Source organism: Bradyrhizobium sp. B025 (assembly GCF_042257955.1).
Lineage (GTDB): Bacteria > Pseudomonadota > Alphaproteobacteria > Rhizobiales > Xanthobacteraceae > Bradyrhizobium > Bradyrhizobium diazoefficiens.
Genome location: NZ_CP170150.1, coordinates 6,805,489 through 6,820,369 on the forward strand (window position 1 = coordinate 6,805,489; position 14,881 = coordinate 6,820,369).

The 14,881-nt window shown below is 64.7% G+C and carries 15 protein-coding genes; all 15 read right to left on the bottom strand.

Translation table 11 applies throughout. The features are described from left to right. Positions 1 to 59: 59 nt before the first annotated feature. Positions 60 to 326, bottom strand: a complete 267-nt coding sequence (gene fliQ, locus ACE10W_RS32005) for a flagellar biosynthesis protein FliQ (protein ID WP_008130649.1) — start codon at positions 324 to 326, stop codon at positions 60 to 62. After that, the gene (gene flgD, locus ACE10W_RS32010) at positions 323 to 745 is read right to left on the bottom strand and encodes a flagellar hook assembly protein FlgD (RefSeq protein ID WP_375762425.1); all 423 of its coding nucleotides are present in this window, start codon (positions 743 to 745) and stop codon (positions 323 to 325) included. Before flgD ends, fliQ begins: the two co-directional genes overlap by 4 nt. Positions 746 to 760: 15 nt before the next feature. Continuing rightward, positions 761 to 1,171 (bottom strand): flagellar biosynthesis repressor FlbT, encoded by a 411-nt coding sequence (gene flbT, locus ACE10W_RS32015; RefSeq protein WP_011089592.1) that lies wholly within the window; start codon positions 1,169 to 1,171, stop codon positions 761 to 763. Beyond that, the gene (gene flaF / locus ACE10W_RS32020) at positions 1,171 to 1,515 is read right to left on the bottom strand and encodes a flagellar biosynthesis regulator FlaF (protein WP_028175231.1); all 345 of its coding nucleotides are present in this window, start codon (positions 1,513 to 1,515) and stop codon (positions 1,171 to 1,173) included. The genes flbT and flaF overlap by 1 nt, the downstream gene beginning before the upstream one ends. A 66-nt stretch (positions 1,516 to 1,581) precedes the next feature. Next, positions 1,582 to 2,640: a flagellar hook-associated family protein gene (locus ACE10W_RS32025; protein ID WP_375762426.1), complete on the bottom strand. Its 1,059-nt coding sequence runs from the start codon at positions 2,638 to 2,640 to the stop codon at positions 1,582 to 1,584. Between the two features lie 3 nt (positions 2,641 to 2,643). Continuing rightward, positions 2,644 to 4,119, bottom strand: a complete 1,476-nt coding sequence (gene flgK, locus ACE10W_RS32030) for a flagellar hook-associated protein FlgK (protein ID WP_375762427.1) — start codon at positions 4,117 to 4,119, stop codon at positions 2,644 to 2,646. A gap of 31 nt (positions 4,120 to 4,150) precedes the next feature. Beyond that, entirely contained in the window at positions 4,151 to 5,383 is a 1,233-nt protein-coding gene (locus tag ACE10W_RS32035) for a flagellar hook protein FlgE (RefSeq protein ID WP_161533562.1), read from the bottom strand. Between the two features lie 90 nt (positions 5,384 to 5,473). Continuing rightward, positions 5,474 to 6,055 carry a lytic transglycosylase domain-containing protein gene (locus tag ACE10W_RS32040; protein ID WP_011089597.1) on the bottom strand — a complete coding sequence of 194 codons (582 nt, stop codon included), beginning with the start codon at positions 6,053 to 6,055 and terminating at the stop codon, positions 5,474 to 5,476. Next, positions 6,006 to 7,313 (bottom strand): flagellar hook-length control protein FliK, encoded by a 1,308-nt coding sequence (locus ACE10W_RS32045; RefSeq protein ID WP_375762428.1) that lies wholly within the window; start codon positions 7,311 to 7,313, stop codon positions 6,006 to 6,008. The genes ACE10W_RS32040 and ACE10W_RS32045 overlap by 50 nt, the downstream gene beginning before the upstream one ends. Next, positions 7,310 to 8,503 (bottom strand): chemotaxis protein, encoded by a 1,194-nt coding sequence (locus ACE10W_RS32050; protein WP_028175227.1) that lies wholly within the window; start codon positions 8,501 to 8,503, stop codon positions 7,310 to 7,312. The genes ACE10W_RS32045 and ACE10W_RS32050 overlap by 4 nt, the downstream gene beginning before the upstream one ends. Next, positions 8,500 to 9,825, bottom strand: a complete 1,326-nt coding sequence (locus tag ACE10W_RS32055; RefSeq protein ID WP_375762429.1) for a MotB family protein — start codon at positions 9,823 to 9,825, stop codon at positions 8,500 to 8,502. Before ACE10W_RS32055 ends, ACE10W_RS32050 begins: the two co-directional genes overlap by 4 nt. A 6-nt stretch (positions 9,826 to 9,831) precedes the next feature. After that, positions 9,832 to 10,527, bottom strand: coding sequence for a hypothetical protein (locus tag ACE10W_RS32060; RefSeq protein ID WP_011089601.1), 696 nt, complete (start codon positions 10,525 to 10,527; stop codon positions 9,832 to 9,834). Then, the gene (gene fliF / locus ACE10W_RS32065) at positions 10,524 to 12,152 is read right to left on the bottom strand and encodes a flagellar basal-body MS-ring/collar protein FliF (RefSeq protein ID WP_028175225.1); all 1,629 of its coding nucleotides are present in this window, start codon (positions 12,150 to 12,152) and stop codon (positions 10,524 to 10,526) included. The genes ACE10W_RS32060 and fliF overlap by 4 nt, the downstream gene beginning before the upstream one ends. Before the next feature lie 305 nt (positions 12,153 to 12,457). After that, entirely contained in the window at positions 12,458 to 13,402 is a 945-nt protein-coding gene (locus ACE10W_RS32070; RefSeq protein ID WP_011089603.1) for a flagellin, read from the bottom strand. A gap of 272 nt (positions 13,403 to 13,674) precedes the next feature. After that, positions 13,675 to 14,616, bottom strand: coding sequence for a flagellin (locus ACE10W_RS32075; protein ID WP_011089604.1), 942 nt, complete (start codon positions 14,614 to 14,616; stop codon positions 13,675 to 13,677). Positions 14,617 to 14,881: the final 265 nt, after the last annotated feature.

Below are 14,881 nucleotides of genomic sequence, written 5' to 3' on the forward strand. Positions count from 1 at the left end.
CGCCCGGTAATCTGCCGTGCAAAGCTTACGCGAGGGTGGTGGCCGGTCGGCCCGCGGGATCAGAAGCCGCGCTCGATATGCGAATAGACCATCTCGGTAAAGGTGGAGAGATGCGCGCCGATGAAGGAGCCGGAGATGGCGACGACCACGAGAATGACGATGATCTTCGGAACGAAGGTCAGCGTGACCTCCTGGATCTGGGTCAGGGCCTGGATCAGTGCAATGATGGTGCCGACCAGCATCGCCGCGCCGACGGCAGGCCCCGAGGCGACGATGATGGTCCAGATCGCCGCCTGGACGATGTCGAGGGCGTCTCTCTCGTTCATGACTGGCTGATCGTGAGGCCAGGCCCGACCGCGACTTTCGTGCCGTTCTCGAGGGTCGCGACGGAGCCGTCGCTGTTGATGGAGATCGACTTGACCTTGCCGGAGAAGGTCGCTCCGGTCGCGTCGGTGAAGCTGACGGTTTTTCCGATCAGCCCGTCGGCCTGCGACAACGACTGCGAAGACAGCAGCGCATCCAGCTTGGTGTTGGTCTGCATGGCCTGCTCGACCGTCGAGAGTTGGGCGAACTGGCTCATATATTGCGAGGTATCCATCGGATTGGTCGGATCCTGGTTCTTCATCTCGGCGACGAGAAGTTGAAGAAAGGTATTGTAGTCGACGCTGTTGCTCGACGTGGACGTCGTGGAGCCCGTCGAACTGGACGACTTGCTGGTGCTGTCGGTCGCGCTGGTGACGTTCATGTAGCCTCTCCGCTGTCAGGCAGCCTCGAATGGGATGTCGGTGGCGACGCCGGCCAGGATGGCCTGCTCCACCGGGAACAGCGCCCGGATCCGCTTCAGCGCCTCGAAGTAACGGGTTGCCCCGACCAGCTCGTCGATCGCGACAAGCCCGTCCAGCATCTCGCGGCTTTCGCACACCGCAACCAAGGCCGCGTGATGCTGGCCGTAGAGCGCCGAGGCATCGCGGACATCGGTGGGGTTCATCAGCATGAGCTGGACGATGAAATACAGCTGCCGCATCGCCGTGGTGGCGTCGGAGGCCTGCATGATCTGCCCCTCGAGCAGAAACATCACGTCGTTGACGAGCTCGACGGAGACCTTGCGGTCCACGCGCAGCACCGCACCGTTGATGTAGATCCGTTCGCCCGCCCGCAAGGAGATCTTCATTAAAGTGCGTCTCGGATCAGGCGGTTGATTTCGATGAGCTGCATCACGTCGCCCGACTTCTCTTCGCGAAGGCGATCCGCCTCCTTGATGACCCACAAGCCGATCGAGATGATGTCGGCGCGTAGCTTGTCCGGGAGGCCGTTCTCCGGGTGCGAGAGATCCTCGATGAAGATCGTCCACAGCCGGCGCACATAGAGCAGGCTCTGGACCAGATCCTCGAAACTAAAGGGCCCCTTCTCGATCCGCTCGAGCCGGTCGATGCCGAGGCTGAGCGCCTGTCGCTCGCGGCCTCTCTCCTGATAGCCGCTCTCTTCAACGACAGCTTCATAGGCTTCAAACGTCATCAGGACCACTCTGCGGGGAAACCGAATAGCAAGACAAAAGGAGCGAACCTTGCAATGAGCCTTGGCTCAGAGATAGTTGATGAGGCTGATCTTCTGGAGCTGCGAGGTCAGCGCCAGCGCCGTCTGGATCTGGGTCTGCAAGGTGTTGACCCGGACCGATGCCTCGGTTGGGTCGACCTTCTCCATACCGACGATCTGATTGTTCAGAATGTCCTGCTGCGTCTTGAGCTTGTTCGTTGCTGAGGTGATCCGCTGCTGGACCGTGCCGACGCCGCCGCCGAGCGTGGCGAGGTCCGTGATCGCACCGCCAATGAGGCCGATGGCCTTGTCCACGACGACCTGGAACGTCTCCTGGCTGAGTTTTGCATTCCCGAGATCCGCCATCATGGTGTAGGCCTCGGCGAGCTTGCGGAAGCCGGTCTGGTTGGCGCTGACGGACGTATCGGCGACCTCGGTCGTGGAGATACGGCTTTGCATGACCTGGTCAGTGGCCGATGACCAGTTGGTATTCCAGGCCGGGCTCGCGAACTCGGCATCAAAGGTGGTGTTGAGAAAGGTCTGCATCTGGGCCGGGGTGATGCTGCTCACGCTCGCCGAGGATTGCGGAAATCCGAAGCCCGCGGGCGGCGCTGCGGCGAAATCCGCGTCGACCTGGTTCTTGCTGGCGGAGCCCGTGGCGTAGGCGGTGATCGGCATGTTCTGCGTGTTGATGCCCGAGAAGAGATACGAGCCGTTATACGAGACGTTGAGCGCGCCGATCAGATCCTGGAGGTTGGCGGACGCAGGCGGCAGGACGATCCGCCCGCCATTGTCGGTACTGCGGGCCGCGATCAGGTCCTTGAGAAAGGACGTTGCGGTCGTGCCGAGCTGGGTGATCCGGGTTTGCGTCACGTCGAGGCGTCCCGAGACGAGCTCGTTGGTATCGACGAGCTGATCGGCGAAGCTCCAGTCCGCCCGCAGGGTGAGGTCGCCTCCCGTCGTGGCACCAAGCTCGAGGCCAACATCGGCGAAACGGCCGGTGGTCGCCTCCTTCGACGCCTTGCTCAGCGCAGCCTGGTTGTTCGTGATCGAGGTCCTCAACGACGAAGACAGCATCAAGGTCGAGATGTAGTTCGCGCTCATCATGGCTTAATTCCCCACGGCGGCCAGCAGGCTCTGCAACATTTGGTCGACGGTCGAGATGATCTTCGACGAGGCCGAATAGGTGCGTTCGACCTGAAGCATCAAGGACATCTCGTCGTCCATGTTGACGCCGCTGACGTTGGACAGCGCCGCGGTGCTGCGGTCGAGCAGAGTCTTCTGGTAGGTAACGTTGGAGTCCGCGGTCTTGCGCTGGTTTTCGATCCAGCTCGTCGACGACGACGCGAAGTCGATCAAGCTGCCACTCGGCTTGCCTTGCGTGGTCACATCGAACGGCTGCGACGCATCCATGCCCCCGATGAGCTGCTGTAGCCGGGCCGAGTAGCCGGCGTTGCCGGCGGTGTTGTATCGGTAGGCAACGTTACCGCTGATCGCTCCGTCGCGCAGCAGATTTGGATTGCCGCCCTGCGCCGGATCGACCGACGCCGCGACGCTGATCAGGCCGGCAAGGCCGACCGAGACGGTGGCGCTCGCCGGTATCGCCGGCGCGCCGGGATAGGTGAAGAGACCGGGAACGTCGGGCAGCGCCGCCGCGGTCTGATCGCTCTCCCTGAATGTGTTGATCAGGCCGCGCGCGATTTCGTCGAGCTGACTCTGATAGGTGACGGAGTCCTGGTCACGCAGCTGAGCGAGGCCGGCGAGCTTACCCGACTTCAGCGGCATCACCGAATTGGCGCCGGTCACCGGCACACCGTCGATATAGACCGCATTGCCGGTGGTGCCCGGCGTATAGATGTTGGTCGCCGCGAAGCTGACCGTTCGCGCCGTCTTGTCGAACAGCACGACACCGCTATCGGTGTAAAGCGCAGCGTCGCCGTTAGCGCGGATCGACATCGAGACGCCGACCTCCTCCGACAGTTTCGAAACGATGCTGTCCCGCTGGTCGAGGTAGTCGGTGACGTCGTCACCGGCAATCGTCCCCCTCACGACCGCGTTGTTGACCTTGTCGAACTGCGTAAGGAGCTGGTTGATGTTGGCGACCGAGGTCGCCATGTCGGCGTCCGCGCCCTCACGGACCGATTGCACGGTATTGGTCGCCTGGTTGAGCGCCGTCGCCATGTCCTTGGCGGACGTGATCGCCGCCTGCGCCAGCGTGGTGTTGTCGGGGGCGTTGGCATATTGCTGCAGCGCCTTCTTCAGCGCATTGAGCTGCGCCGTCGGCGACTGGTCGAGCTCCGTATCGTCCACCGTGGCAGATGCGATCTTCTGGAGACCGTCATAGATCGCGCCCTGCTTGGCCGACGACGAGGTCGCGGTCAGGACGTTGTTGTAGAGACCTGAGCTGGCGGCGCGCTGGATCGCCGCGACATAGACGCCGGCCCCGGGGAGATTGTCCAGCACGGCGATCTTGCGCGAATAGCCGGCGGCGCTGGCACCGGCGATGTTGCGCGAGATGGTCGAGGACTGGATGCCCGACGCCATGAGCGAAGCGCGGGCGGAGTCGAGAGCGGCGGTAAGCGACATGATTTGCTCTTGCCCGGAATGGGCGCTGAATTCAGCGCTTCAGGTTGACGACGACGTCGAGCAGGTCGGAACCGGTCTGGAACGATTTCGAGTTCGCGGTGAAGCCGCGCTGGGCCTCGATCATCCCGGTGAGCTCGTCCGCGAGGTCGACGTTGGAGTCTTCCAGCGCGCCGGACTGGACCGTGCCGAGCCCGCCGGTGCCGGCATTCCCGGCCTGCGCGTTGCCGGATTTCATATTGGTCGAATAGACGTTGCCCGGCTCGGGCGTCAGATTGTCGGGGCTCGCGACGTCCGCGAGCATGATCGTGTAGAGCGTCAGCTGCTGCCCGTTCTTGAGGATCGCCGTCACGTGGCCCGCAGTGTCGACGTCAACCTTGTCGATGGGCGCGGGGACGCTGCCGTTGACGTTCGCCTTGAAGCTGAAGTCGGTTCCGACCTGCGTCATGTTCGACAGGTCCAAGGCCAGCGACGCGCCGCCGGGGACGGTCACGGTGAGACCGGTCGGGCTCAACGCGGCCAGCTTACCTTTTCCAACCGCCGTGGTATCGAAGGTGAAGGTGGTTGCGGGAGCGAGTGAGGCACCGGTCGCGGAGTTATAGAGCTGCACCTGCCAGGTGTCCAAGCCGGCAGCCGTCGCCGTGTGGGACATATACACGTCGAGCGTAACGGCCTGGCCGATATTGTTGTAGGCCACGATCGAGCTCTTCGATGAATATGACGCCGGACCGGGCGGGCCAGCAATGACAGCCGCCTTCGGATCCAGATTGCCGGTCGTGAGTGTCCCCGCCGTCGACGGCACCGGCACCTGCGAGACCTGCGCGACGTTGACGATCTGCATACCAGTGAGGCTGTTCTGCGAGAAGTTGCTCACGACGCCGGGCTGTCCCAGAAGGTAGTAGCCGGCCGCGTTGACCAGATTGCCCTGAGCGTCCGGCACGAACGAGCCGGCCCGCGTCAGATACTGCTGCGTGTTGGCGGCGTTCGACACCACGAAGAAACCGTTGCCCTGGACGGCGAGGTCCGTGGTCGACGTGGTGAACTGCGTATGGCCGGCGTCGCTGATGGCATAGCGCACGGTGGTCTCGACGGCGCCGGAATCGTAATTGCCCGATCCGCTCTTCAGGATCAGCGAGGAGAACTCGGTGGAAGCCCGTTTGTAGCCGGTCGTGTTGACGTTCGCGATGTTGTCCGAGACCGTCGACAGCTTGTTGGACTGCGCAGACATGCCGGAAACGCCGGTGCGCATAACACCATACAGGCTCATGAATTGGGCTCCTTTGGTAGGTTGCAGCTACAATGAGGGTTCTTGCTTGCGCGGGGCTGATGATTGGGAACCGTGCACAACTTCATGTTGTCAGGTCGTTTTCGGCTGACAGAACGAGCGCGCCTTGTCTGTCCACGCGCCGAAACCGCTCGAGACGAGATGAGCGACGATGTGACAGACATAGCGCTTCTGCGCCGGCTGGTTGTTGGGGCCCGCATTGTAGCGGGCGACCGCCATGGTCCAGCTTCCCTCGCGCTGTTTCAGCTCCTTCAGGAAGCGCGCGGCGTAGTCGACATTCCGGGCGGGATCGAACATCGCCCGCACCGAAGTGAACTTGTCGCCGTGGTAGTAGTGGTTGATCTGCATGCAGCCGAGGTCGATCAGCTTGATGCCCTTGGCTCGCATCGCCTCGAAATTCGCGATCGCGTCCTCCATGTCCTTGGCGAACACGGTCTGACCGTCGGCGCCGAGCGCATAAGGATAGAGCGCCCCGCGCCGTCCGGTCTCGGTGAGGCCGACGGCGTAGAGAATGCCGAGCGGAATCCCGTGCTGCTGGGCCGCACGCGCCATCTCGCGCTCGCAGGGGCGCGCGCTGTCGGCGGCCGCCTCGGCGGCGCCGGCGTTACAAATAAACAGGGCCGCGACGAATCTGCGGCGCCACGTCCTGGTCATGACGCGTCTCCTGGTTGGACTGGCGCTCCTGCCGGGCCTGTCTCGCATCGCCGTCCGATTGTCCCGACGACGTGCCGGCGCCGTCGAACGTGCCTTGCGACTGTGACGAGGGCTGTTGCTGGCCCGAGAGCTGCGGCTGCGACTGGCCTGAGCCGCTCTGGAATCCGTCCAGCGAGCCATGCTGGACGGGGGCGACGTCGGCGACGTAGCCGGCCGACTGCATCAGCTCGCGGATCGAGTCGCGCTGCTGGTCCAGCATCTGGCTCGTGTCCTTGCGCTCGGCCGCGAGGTGGACGGAGACCTCCGAGCCGACGAGGCGGAGGCGCACGGTGACATTGCCGAGCGACGGCGGCTCGAGGTTGACGGTCAGGATCTTGAGCGGCTGGTCCGGCGCATTGGTCTGGGACCCGGCGAGATCGGGGGCTGCGGACGCCGTCGGCGCCGAGGATTCCTTCAGCTCGGCGACCACCGCATTGGCGACCTGTTGCGGAGCGTTGAACTGCGCCGGGGGCAGATGGGTCTCCTGCTGGACCACGGTGACCTTGGTCGCCTCCGGCAATGCGTCCCGGGCCGAGGCCTTGACGGCGCGTTCGACATTGGCCGTGACGGCCTCGAAGCCCGACGTCGCGGGCATTGCCTTTGACGAACTCTCGTTGCCCTGCTGCGCGGCTGCCGCCTGCGAGGCCGCGGCCTGTGAGCGCGCGCCTGTCGGACCTGCCGAGAGCGGCGCGGAATCGGCGGCGGCGACCTTCGCCATGCCCGTCGCCTGAACCTCGCCCTTCGTGGAGGAACGCTCGTCGCGCGCCGACGCATCCTTCCTGTCCCCTGCGGGCGATTGCAGCTTCACGGCCGGCACGGCGGCGAGCTCCTGTCCGACGATCGCGGCAATGCCCGGCCGGCTCGAAACGTCAGCCTTCGCGGCCTGGTCGAGCGGATTTTGCGTCTCCGACTGGTCAGACGATTTGTGACTGGACTTGGTCTCGTCGGCCGCCTCGGTGCGATCATGCACCGTCTCGTCCTTCTCGGCCGGATGCGAAAGGCGCGTGCGCAGCGTTCCCGCCTTCACGGCCGTATCGCTGCCCTCGTCTTTGAGCGCCCGTTTGGCCAGGTTCGAGACGGTGTGGAGCAGATCGTTGAACGACGAATCAGCCTGCGATTTCGTCCCGGCGCTCTTCGCCGAGCGCGACGTCCCGCGCATATTGAGACTCTCGGCGAGCCCCGAAAAAGCCTGTCCGGCGGTTCCGCTGAGCTTGGTCATGGGCGGCGATCCCTGGTGAGAAGTTCGAGTTCGCCGAGCTCCTTCCGCGCACGCGCGAGGGTCGCGGTCGACGATGCGAGATCGAGACGCGCCGGCGTGGCCGGAGGCTTGTCGGCGGTGGCGGCAGATCCGCTCGCGAACGGTTTGCGCACATCAAGCGCAAGCTGGACCGTTGCATTCAAGAGAGGAAGATCGCGCTCGGGCAGCTTCGACCGGTCGAGCGCCTTCAGCTCGGCGAGGCCGCCGTCATATTCGTCGGTGAGTACCCGCGAGGCGCCACGGAAAAAATGCGCACGCTCGCGCTCTGCCGAGGCATCGGCGCTGAGCGTCAGCGCCCGCTCGCCGGCAAGCCGGGTCACGGCCATCCGTCCACGCACCATCGCGGAGCGCGCGATCACGAGATAGAGCTTGAGGCGGCTTCCGCGATCGATCTGCTCCAGCATGGTGACGATCCGCGCAAAGCGGCGCTCGTCGAGAGCGAGGCTCGATTGCGTCAGGCCGGTGGAGAAGCGCTGCCAGAAATCGCCGGCATAGATCGAGTTGCGGTAATGGCGGATATAGGCCAGCGTCAGGAACTCGAACTTGTCGAAATCCTCGGCCTGCCCGACCAGCAGGATCTCGCGCCGCAGCGCCGCCTCCTCCACCAGCGTGCCGGGCAGGAGCAGGCGCGCATCGTCCAGACGCTCGATCGCGAGCGAGGCCTCGGTGCGAGCGAACAGCGCGCCCTGGACCAGCGCGACCTGTCCGCCCAGGCCCGACGGAATCGTCCTGGGCTTGACGTCCTTGAGCAGCTCGCGCGCTTCGTCCTGTCGGCCCTCGACATAGGCGAGCGCGCCATCGAACAGCCGTCCGTCGACATTCATCTTGTCGCGCGGCAGCTTGCGGACCAGTTGCGGGGCGCCGCCGCTGAGCAGGTAGATGACGACGGCCTGGCCGTTCTGCGCGTTGCTCCACACGCTCGCATCGGCGGCGAGAAATTTCTCGCCGATCTGCCGGATCAGCGCGATGTGGCTGCCATGCGCCGCGGTGTCGCCGTTGGCGATACCGTCCTGCACGGCCTGCAATGCGCGCACGAGCTCATAGGGCTCGCCCGATGTCGACGCCGGAGCCGGCGCCGGATCGGCCAACGCGCGTGCCGCCGCGAACGGCAGCAGCACCAGCAGGGCGGCACGGAGGAGCGGCCTGATCAAGGGCGCTTCTCCCGGATCAAGATCTCGATCCGGCGATTCTGCGCGGCCGCCGGGTCGTTCTGAAGTTTCGGCCGCCGGTCGGCGTAGCCCTCGACATGCTCGATCCGCTGCGCGTCGACGCCGGAGCGGACCAGCATGTAATAGGCCATCTGCGCACGGGCGGTCGACAGCCGCCAATTGTCGTAGGTCTCCGACTTGTACGGCCGATTGTCGGTGTGGCCGCGGACGATGATCATGCCCTGTCGTTTCATCAGCAGCGGCCCGATCTTGTCGATCACGCGGATGAGCTCGGGCCTCGGCTCGGCCGAGCCGACCGCGAACATGCCGAAGCTCGCATCGTCGGTCAGGCTGACCAGCAGACCTTCCTCGACCTGACGCACCTCGGCCGCCGGTCCGGCGCCCACCTTGATGTCCGACAGCGCTTCCGCGATCGCGGACTGGAGCTGCTTGACGGTCGGCTGCTGCGTTTGCGCGGCGTCGCGCGGTTCGGAATCCTTCGGCATATCGCCGGGACGCCCTTGCGCGGCGGCACTGGCCTGAGCCCCCGATTGCGCGTTCGCCTGCGCGCTGCCTTCGCGCGAAGACTGCGACGGCGCCGGCCCCGGCGGCAGCAGCGGCGACAGGCTTGCGGACGAGGCATCGGCGTTCGGCGCCACGCTTCCGCCGGCGTCGTCCGTCTTGGCACGGCGCGCCTGCGGCTCGCCCTGGCCGGTCCCGGTCGCGTTGTCGCGCACGGGTGCATTCGGCTTGGGCTCGCTCTCGATGATGCGATCCGAATCCTTGGACGCCTGCGGCGCCAGCTTCCAATAGCCGGGATCGAAGGGATCGCGGTAGGCGTCGCCGCCCTTGAGGCCGTCCTCTTCCGCGGACGTCAGGGCGCCGGCGCGGCGCTGGCCCGAGGCCTGGTTCGCGCTATTGGCGATCTCGGCAAGCGTCGCATAGGGATCGCGGAACAGAACCTTCTCTTCGTAGAAGGGCGGTTTCTCGGCCGTCGGGGAGTCACCGCGCCGCTCCTCGCTCGGCCCAGCCGGCTGACGCCTGCCGTCCTGGCCCTCGAACGTCGTCGGCTCCTTCTTGGAGAGATCCTTGAGGCCCTTCGGGGCGGGTGCGTTCTCCGCGAGCTTGATCGGGTTGAAATAGCTCGCGACCACCTGCTTCTGGTCCTGGTTGAGCGCGTTGAGCAGCCACATGACCAGGAAGAACGCCATCATCGCGGTCATGAAGTCCGCATAGGCGATCTTCCATACGCCACCGTGATGCGCCTCCTCGGCGAAGGCACTGCGCCGGCGGACGATCACGAGCTCTTGCTTGACCTCCTCCATGGCGGGCTACCGGCGCGCCTCATTGAGGCGGTCGCTCCAGGCCGCGATCTTCGTCTCGATCACGGTCTGGTCGGCCACGACACGGACCTCGAAAGTCTCGGCGGCCTCGTACTCGATGCCCGTTCGCCGGGCCGTCTCAAGCTGCGTCTTCACCAGGTCGAGCAGTTCGCTCGGCCCGGTGATCTTGAACACCGGCACCGGCGAATTGCCGGTCAGCGCCGCGATTTGCTCGACCAGCGACCCGATCGCCTTGTCGCGGACCGCATCGGCGAGGAACGGCAGCAATATTCGGGCAACGGAGCTCGCAATGTTGGTCTCGATCTCGCGGCAAGCCGCCTCGAAGCCGCTCACGATCGCGACCGCCTGCTGATCGGACCATTTGGCCCGCTCCTCGCCGAGCCGGATCGCGCTGCGCACCCGTTCCTCGGCAACCCTGGCATCGCCTTCCGCGACGCCGGCGGCATGGCCGCGCCGATAGGCATCGTCCAGGAGATTGACCGGCGGGGCTTCCGTCGCGGGCGCCGGAGGCGGCGACTGAGGCTGCGACTGGGCCTGAGGCTGCGGCTGAGATTGAGGCTCGCGCCGGACTTCCTTCGGCCTGGTCAGCACGTCCTGAATCTTGGGCGGCGGAGGCGGCGGCGACGACTTGACCCGGCCGTTCGCGTCGAACTGCGTCAGGAGTTTTCCGATTGCCGCGTTCATGCCGCCTCCTCGCGTCGCATCCAGTCTTTAAGGATCGCTGCTGCCTGCGCCTGATCGAGCCGGACGATCTGCTCCAGTCGCTTCTGCGGCGTGCGCTGCATCTTGCCTTCGAGGTCCTCGACGAGGTTGAGCTCGGGGTCCTGGCTCTCGGCCAATGCAAGGGCTGTGGCAGCTTCAAGCTCAGCGGCCTCCGCCGCCTCGGTCTGCTCCTGCGCCGCGCGGTGGGTCAGGATGCCGTTGACCGCGGGGCGAAGACCGAACCAGACCAGCATCGAAGCCACGGCCAGGATTGTCACCGCGTTGATGACGCTGCCGAGCTGCTTGTTGATCATCTCGACGAAGCTGATCGGCGGCACCGGCGCCAGTTCGCGCGAACCCTCGATGAAGTCGACGGCCGTGACCTGGATCTGGTCGCCGCGCTGCTTGTCCAGTCCGCCGGCCGTCGCCGCGAGCTGGCTGATCTCGGCGAGCTTGCTGTCGACGATGGCCTGGTTGCTCTTGTCGCCGAGATCGGCAACGAGGCGCGCGCGGTTGACCAGCACGGCGATGAAGAGCTTCTTGACCAGATAGCCGTCGCTCACCGTCGTCGTGGTCTTGGACGACACCTCGAAATTGGTGACGTCCTCGCGACGGGTCTTGTCCTCGCTGGAGTTCTTGCTGCCGCCGGCGTTGACCTGCTGGTCGGGAAGGTTCTGTTGCACCGTGGTCGGCGTCGAGCGGTCCGCGTTCTGCGACGACTCCTTCTCGCGAACGTTCCGCACGGAACGCTCGGCGCGGCTCTCCGGATCGTAGACGGTCTCGTTGGTCTGCCGCTTGTCGGTGGAGAGCTGCGGCGCGACGCTCACCTCGAAATTGTCGAGACCCAGATACGGCGTCAGCGCCTTGCGGATGTTCTCCTGAACCATCCCGCCGACCGTCTTCTGGAGGCTTGCCATCTTGGTCGGGGCGGCGGTGGCTTCGTCCTCTTCGGCCAGCAGCATCGAACCGTCGGCATCCAGCACCGTCACCTTGTCGCGGCTCATGCCGGGGATGGCGGCCGCGACGAGATGACGGATCGACTGCGCCGTACGCGCCTCGATCGCGCCGTCGGTGCGGAGCACGACCGACGCCGAGGGCGGCTGTTGCGTCGCGCGGAACGAGCCGCGCACCGGCATCACGATATGCACCCGCGCCGCCTTCACGCCCTTCATCAACTGCACCGTGCGCGCGATCTCGCCTTCGAGCGCGCGCAGTTTCGTGACTTCCTGCATGAACGATGTCAGGCCGAGCGAGCCGATCTTGTCGAACAGCTCGTAACCGGAATTGGCGCTGGTCGGCAGCCCCTTCTCGGCGAGCAGCATCCGCGCCTGCATGGTCTGGCTCGGACGCACCGAGACCGCGTCTCCGGCCGTATTGACGTCGAAGGCAATATTTTGCTCGCGCAAAGCAGCGCCCATGCGCGTCACATCTTCGCGGGAGAGGCCGGTATAGAGCGTTTCGAATTCAGGCCGGCTCAGATAATAGGCGCCGCCGACGACGGTGACGAGAACGGCAAAGCCGATCAATCCCAGGGCCATCAGGCGTCGCGGCCCAAGCTCCAGCAGATTGTTGAGCAGTTGCTGTATCTGCGCACGACTGAACAGCATATGACCTCGTACCAATGCGAACATATGGGACATTCCGCTGCCAACCTTGTCTGAAGGTTGCGCAGGAACACGAATGTGTCGGTTCGCGGGCGAGGCGTTGTAATTTTACAAGAAGTCGGGGGACGCTATCGCGAGGATCGGCAACAGGTGCACGGCCGGATGCACCGCGGTGCGATCGGCTGCGGCGTGTTACTTGAAATCTGGCGTCAGGGGATCGATTGCGGGCACATCTTGTGCCGTCATATCCGCCGTTCATGGCGGAGACCGTGCTCCCGAGGGAGCACGGTCGTTTTCGAAGCCGCGGCTTAGCGGAACAGCGACAGGATGCTCTGGCTGTTCTGGTTGGCGATCGAGAGCGCCTGAACGCCAAGCTGCTGCTGGGTCTGAAGCGCCTGCAGGCGCGTCGATTCCGCGTTCATGTCGGCGTCGACGAGCTGGCCGATACCGCGATCCACGGAGTCCATCAGGTTCTTGACGAATTCCGTGTTGGTCGCGATGCGGTTCTTGACGGCACCGAGATTGGCGGCGGCCGAGGCGACCGAGTTGATCGCAGCGGTGACCTGGTTGATGTAGCCGTCGAGCTTGGTCTGGTCAGTCGCCGAGTCGGTCAGCGCGCCGATGTTGATCGAGGCAACCGACGCGCCGGTGGAGCCGCCGACCACCGTATCCAGGATGCCGGTGGTGGATGAGCCGCCGGTGGTGTAGAGCGCGTAGGTGGCGGTCGTCACGGTGATGGAGCCGATGGTGGGCGTACCGCCGACGCGCGAGTACGACGACACGAGGTTGAAGGTCGTCGGCGTGGCCGTGGACGACGAGGGCGTGATGTCGATGCTCAGCCAGTTGATACCGTTGATCGTTGCCGAGTCGGACTTGAGCTTCATATCCTGCTGGATCTGGGTGACCTCGGCCTGGATCTTGGTCCGGTCGATACCGGCGGTCTTGGCTTCGACCAGCAGCGCCTGGAGCTTGGTCAGGCCGGAGTTCTTGTCGCCGATGACCGTGTTCAGAGCGGTGTATTCGGTGTCGACCATCGCGGCCGACAGACCGAGCGAATCGGAGACTGCGGACAGCGCGGCGTTGTCGGAGCGCATCGAGGTTGCGATCGACCAATAGGCCGAATTGTCCGAAGCGGTCGAGACGCGCTGACCGGTCGAGATCCGGTTCTGCGTGGTCGCGAGCTGCGTGCTGACATTGCGGAGGGTCTGCAGCGCGGTCATTGCAGACGAGTTGGTGAGGAGGCTAGAACCCATTTTGATGTCCCTTTGACGATTGAATTGAGTTTGGGGACATACCGGACTTGCACCGGTACGACAGGGCGGCATCATGCCTTTGGGCCACGGCAATGCGTGTGATGGACCCAATCTGTCGTAGCGGTGAGGTTACCCGCCGAAGCTTGTGCGAGGCTTGTGGCCCTGTGACTCGGTTGCAACACCGAGCCATGGCGTCGACGCGGCGTCACGCCTGACAAAAGAAAGGGCCGCGCTTCGCGAGAAGCGCGGCCCTCCCCCAGATGAGTTGAGGTTTAGCGGAACAGCGACAGGATGCTCTGGCTGCTGTTGTTGGCGATCGAGAGCGCCTGAACGCCGAGCTGCTGCTGGACCTGGAGGGCCGCAAGGCGGGTGGACTCCTGGTTCATGTCGGCGTCGACGAGCTGGCCGACACCGCGATCCACGGAGTCCATCAGGTTCTTGACGAATTCCGTGTTGGTCGAGATGCGGTTCTTGACGGCACCGAGATTGGCGGCGGCCGAGGCGACAGAGCCGATCGCAGCGGTGACCTGCGCGATGTAACCATCGAGCTTGGTCTGGTCGGTCGCCGAGTCGGTCAGCGCGCCGATGTTGATCGAGGAGACGGACGCGCCGGTGGAGCCGCCGACCACCGCATCCAGGATGCCGGTGGTGGATGAGCCGCCGGTGGTGTAGAGCGCGTAGGTGGCGGTCGTCACCGTGATGGAGCCGATGGTGGGCGTATTGCCGACACGCGAGTACGACGACACGAGGTTGAAGCTCGTCGGCGTGGCCGTGGACGAGGAGGGCGTGGTGTCGATGCTCAGCCAGTTGATGCCGTTGATCGTCGCCGAGTCGGCCGTCGACTTCAGCTGATTCTGGATCTGGGTGACGTCGGCCTGGATCTTGGAGCGATCGATACCGGCGGTCTTGGCTTCGACCAGCAGCGCCTGGAGCTTGGTCAGGCCGGAGTCCTTGTCACCGATGACCGTGTTCAGAGCGGTGTATTCGGTGTCGACGGTCGCAGCCGACAGACCGAGCGAGTCGGAGACCGCGGAGAGCGCCGCGTTGTCCGAGCGCATCGAGGTCGCGATCGACCAGTAGGCAGCGTTGTCCGAAGCGGTCGACACGCGCTGGCCGGTGGAGATGCGGGTCTGCGTGGTGGAGAGCTGCGAGCTGACAGACCGCAGGGTCTGGAGCGCGGTCATGGCGGTCGAGTTCGTAAGCAGGCTTGACATTGCGAATGTCCCTTTATGTACGCGTTACATTTTCACGAGGGGACATACCGGGCTTTCACCGGTACGGAGGGGCGGCATCATGCCTTTGGACTGATGTGGGTGGGGTCCAACCCGCCGTGACGCATTGCTAGCACGCGAAATCTTGCGCCGAGATTAAGATCGGCTTGAATTTCTCAGCAATATCATATGGTTACCATTACCCTCCGGTAACCATAAGCCGGTACTTCTTGCTAACCATGACCCGGCCGGCCGGCGGTCGCCGCCG

Bases quoted from the DNA above. Each gene is read 5' to 3' on its own strand.
- fliQ (WP_008130649.1), bottom strand. From the start codon at position 326: ATGAACGAGAGAGACGCCCTCGACATCGTCCAGGCGGCGATCTGGACC.
- flgD (WP_375762425.1), bottom strand. From the start codon at position 745: ATGAACGTCACCAGCGCGACCGACAGCACCAGCAAGTCGTCCAGTTCG.
- flbT (WP_011089592.1), bottom strand. From the start codon at position 1,171: ATGAAGATCTCCTTGCGGGCGGGCGAACGGATCTACATCAACGGTGCG.
- flaF (WP_028175231.1), bottom strand. From the start codon at position 1,515: ATGACGTTTGAAGCCTATGAAGCTGTCGTTGAAGAGAGCGGCTATCAG.
- ACE10W_RS32025 (WP_375762426.1), bottom strand. From the start codon at position 2,640: ATGATGAGCGCGAACTACATCTCGACCTTGATGCTGTCTTCGTCGTTG.
- flgK (WP_375762427.1), bottom strand. From the start codon at position 4,119: ATGTCGCTTACCGCCGCTCTCGACTCCGCCCGCGCTTCGCTCATGGCG.
- ACE10W_RS32035 (WP_161533562.1), bottom strand. From the start codon at position 5,383: ATGAGCCTGTATGGTGTTATGCGCACCGGCGTTTCCGGCATGTCTGCG.
- ACE10W_RS32040 (WP_011089597.1), bottom strand. From the start codon at position 6,055: ATGACCAGGACGTGGCGCCGCAGATTCGTCGCGGCCCTGTTTATTTGT.
- ACE10W_RS32045 (WP_375762428.1), bottom strand. From the start codon at position 7,313: ATGACCAAGCTCAGCGGAACCGCCGGACAGGCTTTTTCGGGGCTCGCC.
- ACE10W_RS32055 (WP_375762429.1), bottom strand. From the start codon at position 9,825: ATGGAGGAGGTCAAGCAAGAGCTCGTGATCGTCCGCCGGCGCAGTGCC.
- ACE10W_RS32060 (WP_011089601.1), bottom strand. From the start codon at position 10,527: ATGAACGCGGCAATCGGAAAACTCCTGACGCAGTTCGACGCGAACGGC.
- fliF (WP_028175225.1), bottom strand. From the start codon at position 12,152: ATGCTGTTCAGTCGTGCGCAGATACAGCAACTGCTCAACAATCTGCTG.
- ACE10W_RS32070 (WP_011089603.1), bottom strand. From the start codon at position 13,402: ATGGGTTCTAGCCTCCTCACCAACTCGTCTGCAATGACCGCGCTGCAG.
- ACE10W_RS32075 (WP_011089604.1), bottom strand. From the start codon at position 14,616: ATGTCAAGCCTGCTTACGAACTCGACCGCCATGACCGCGCTCCAGACC.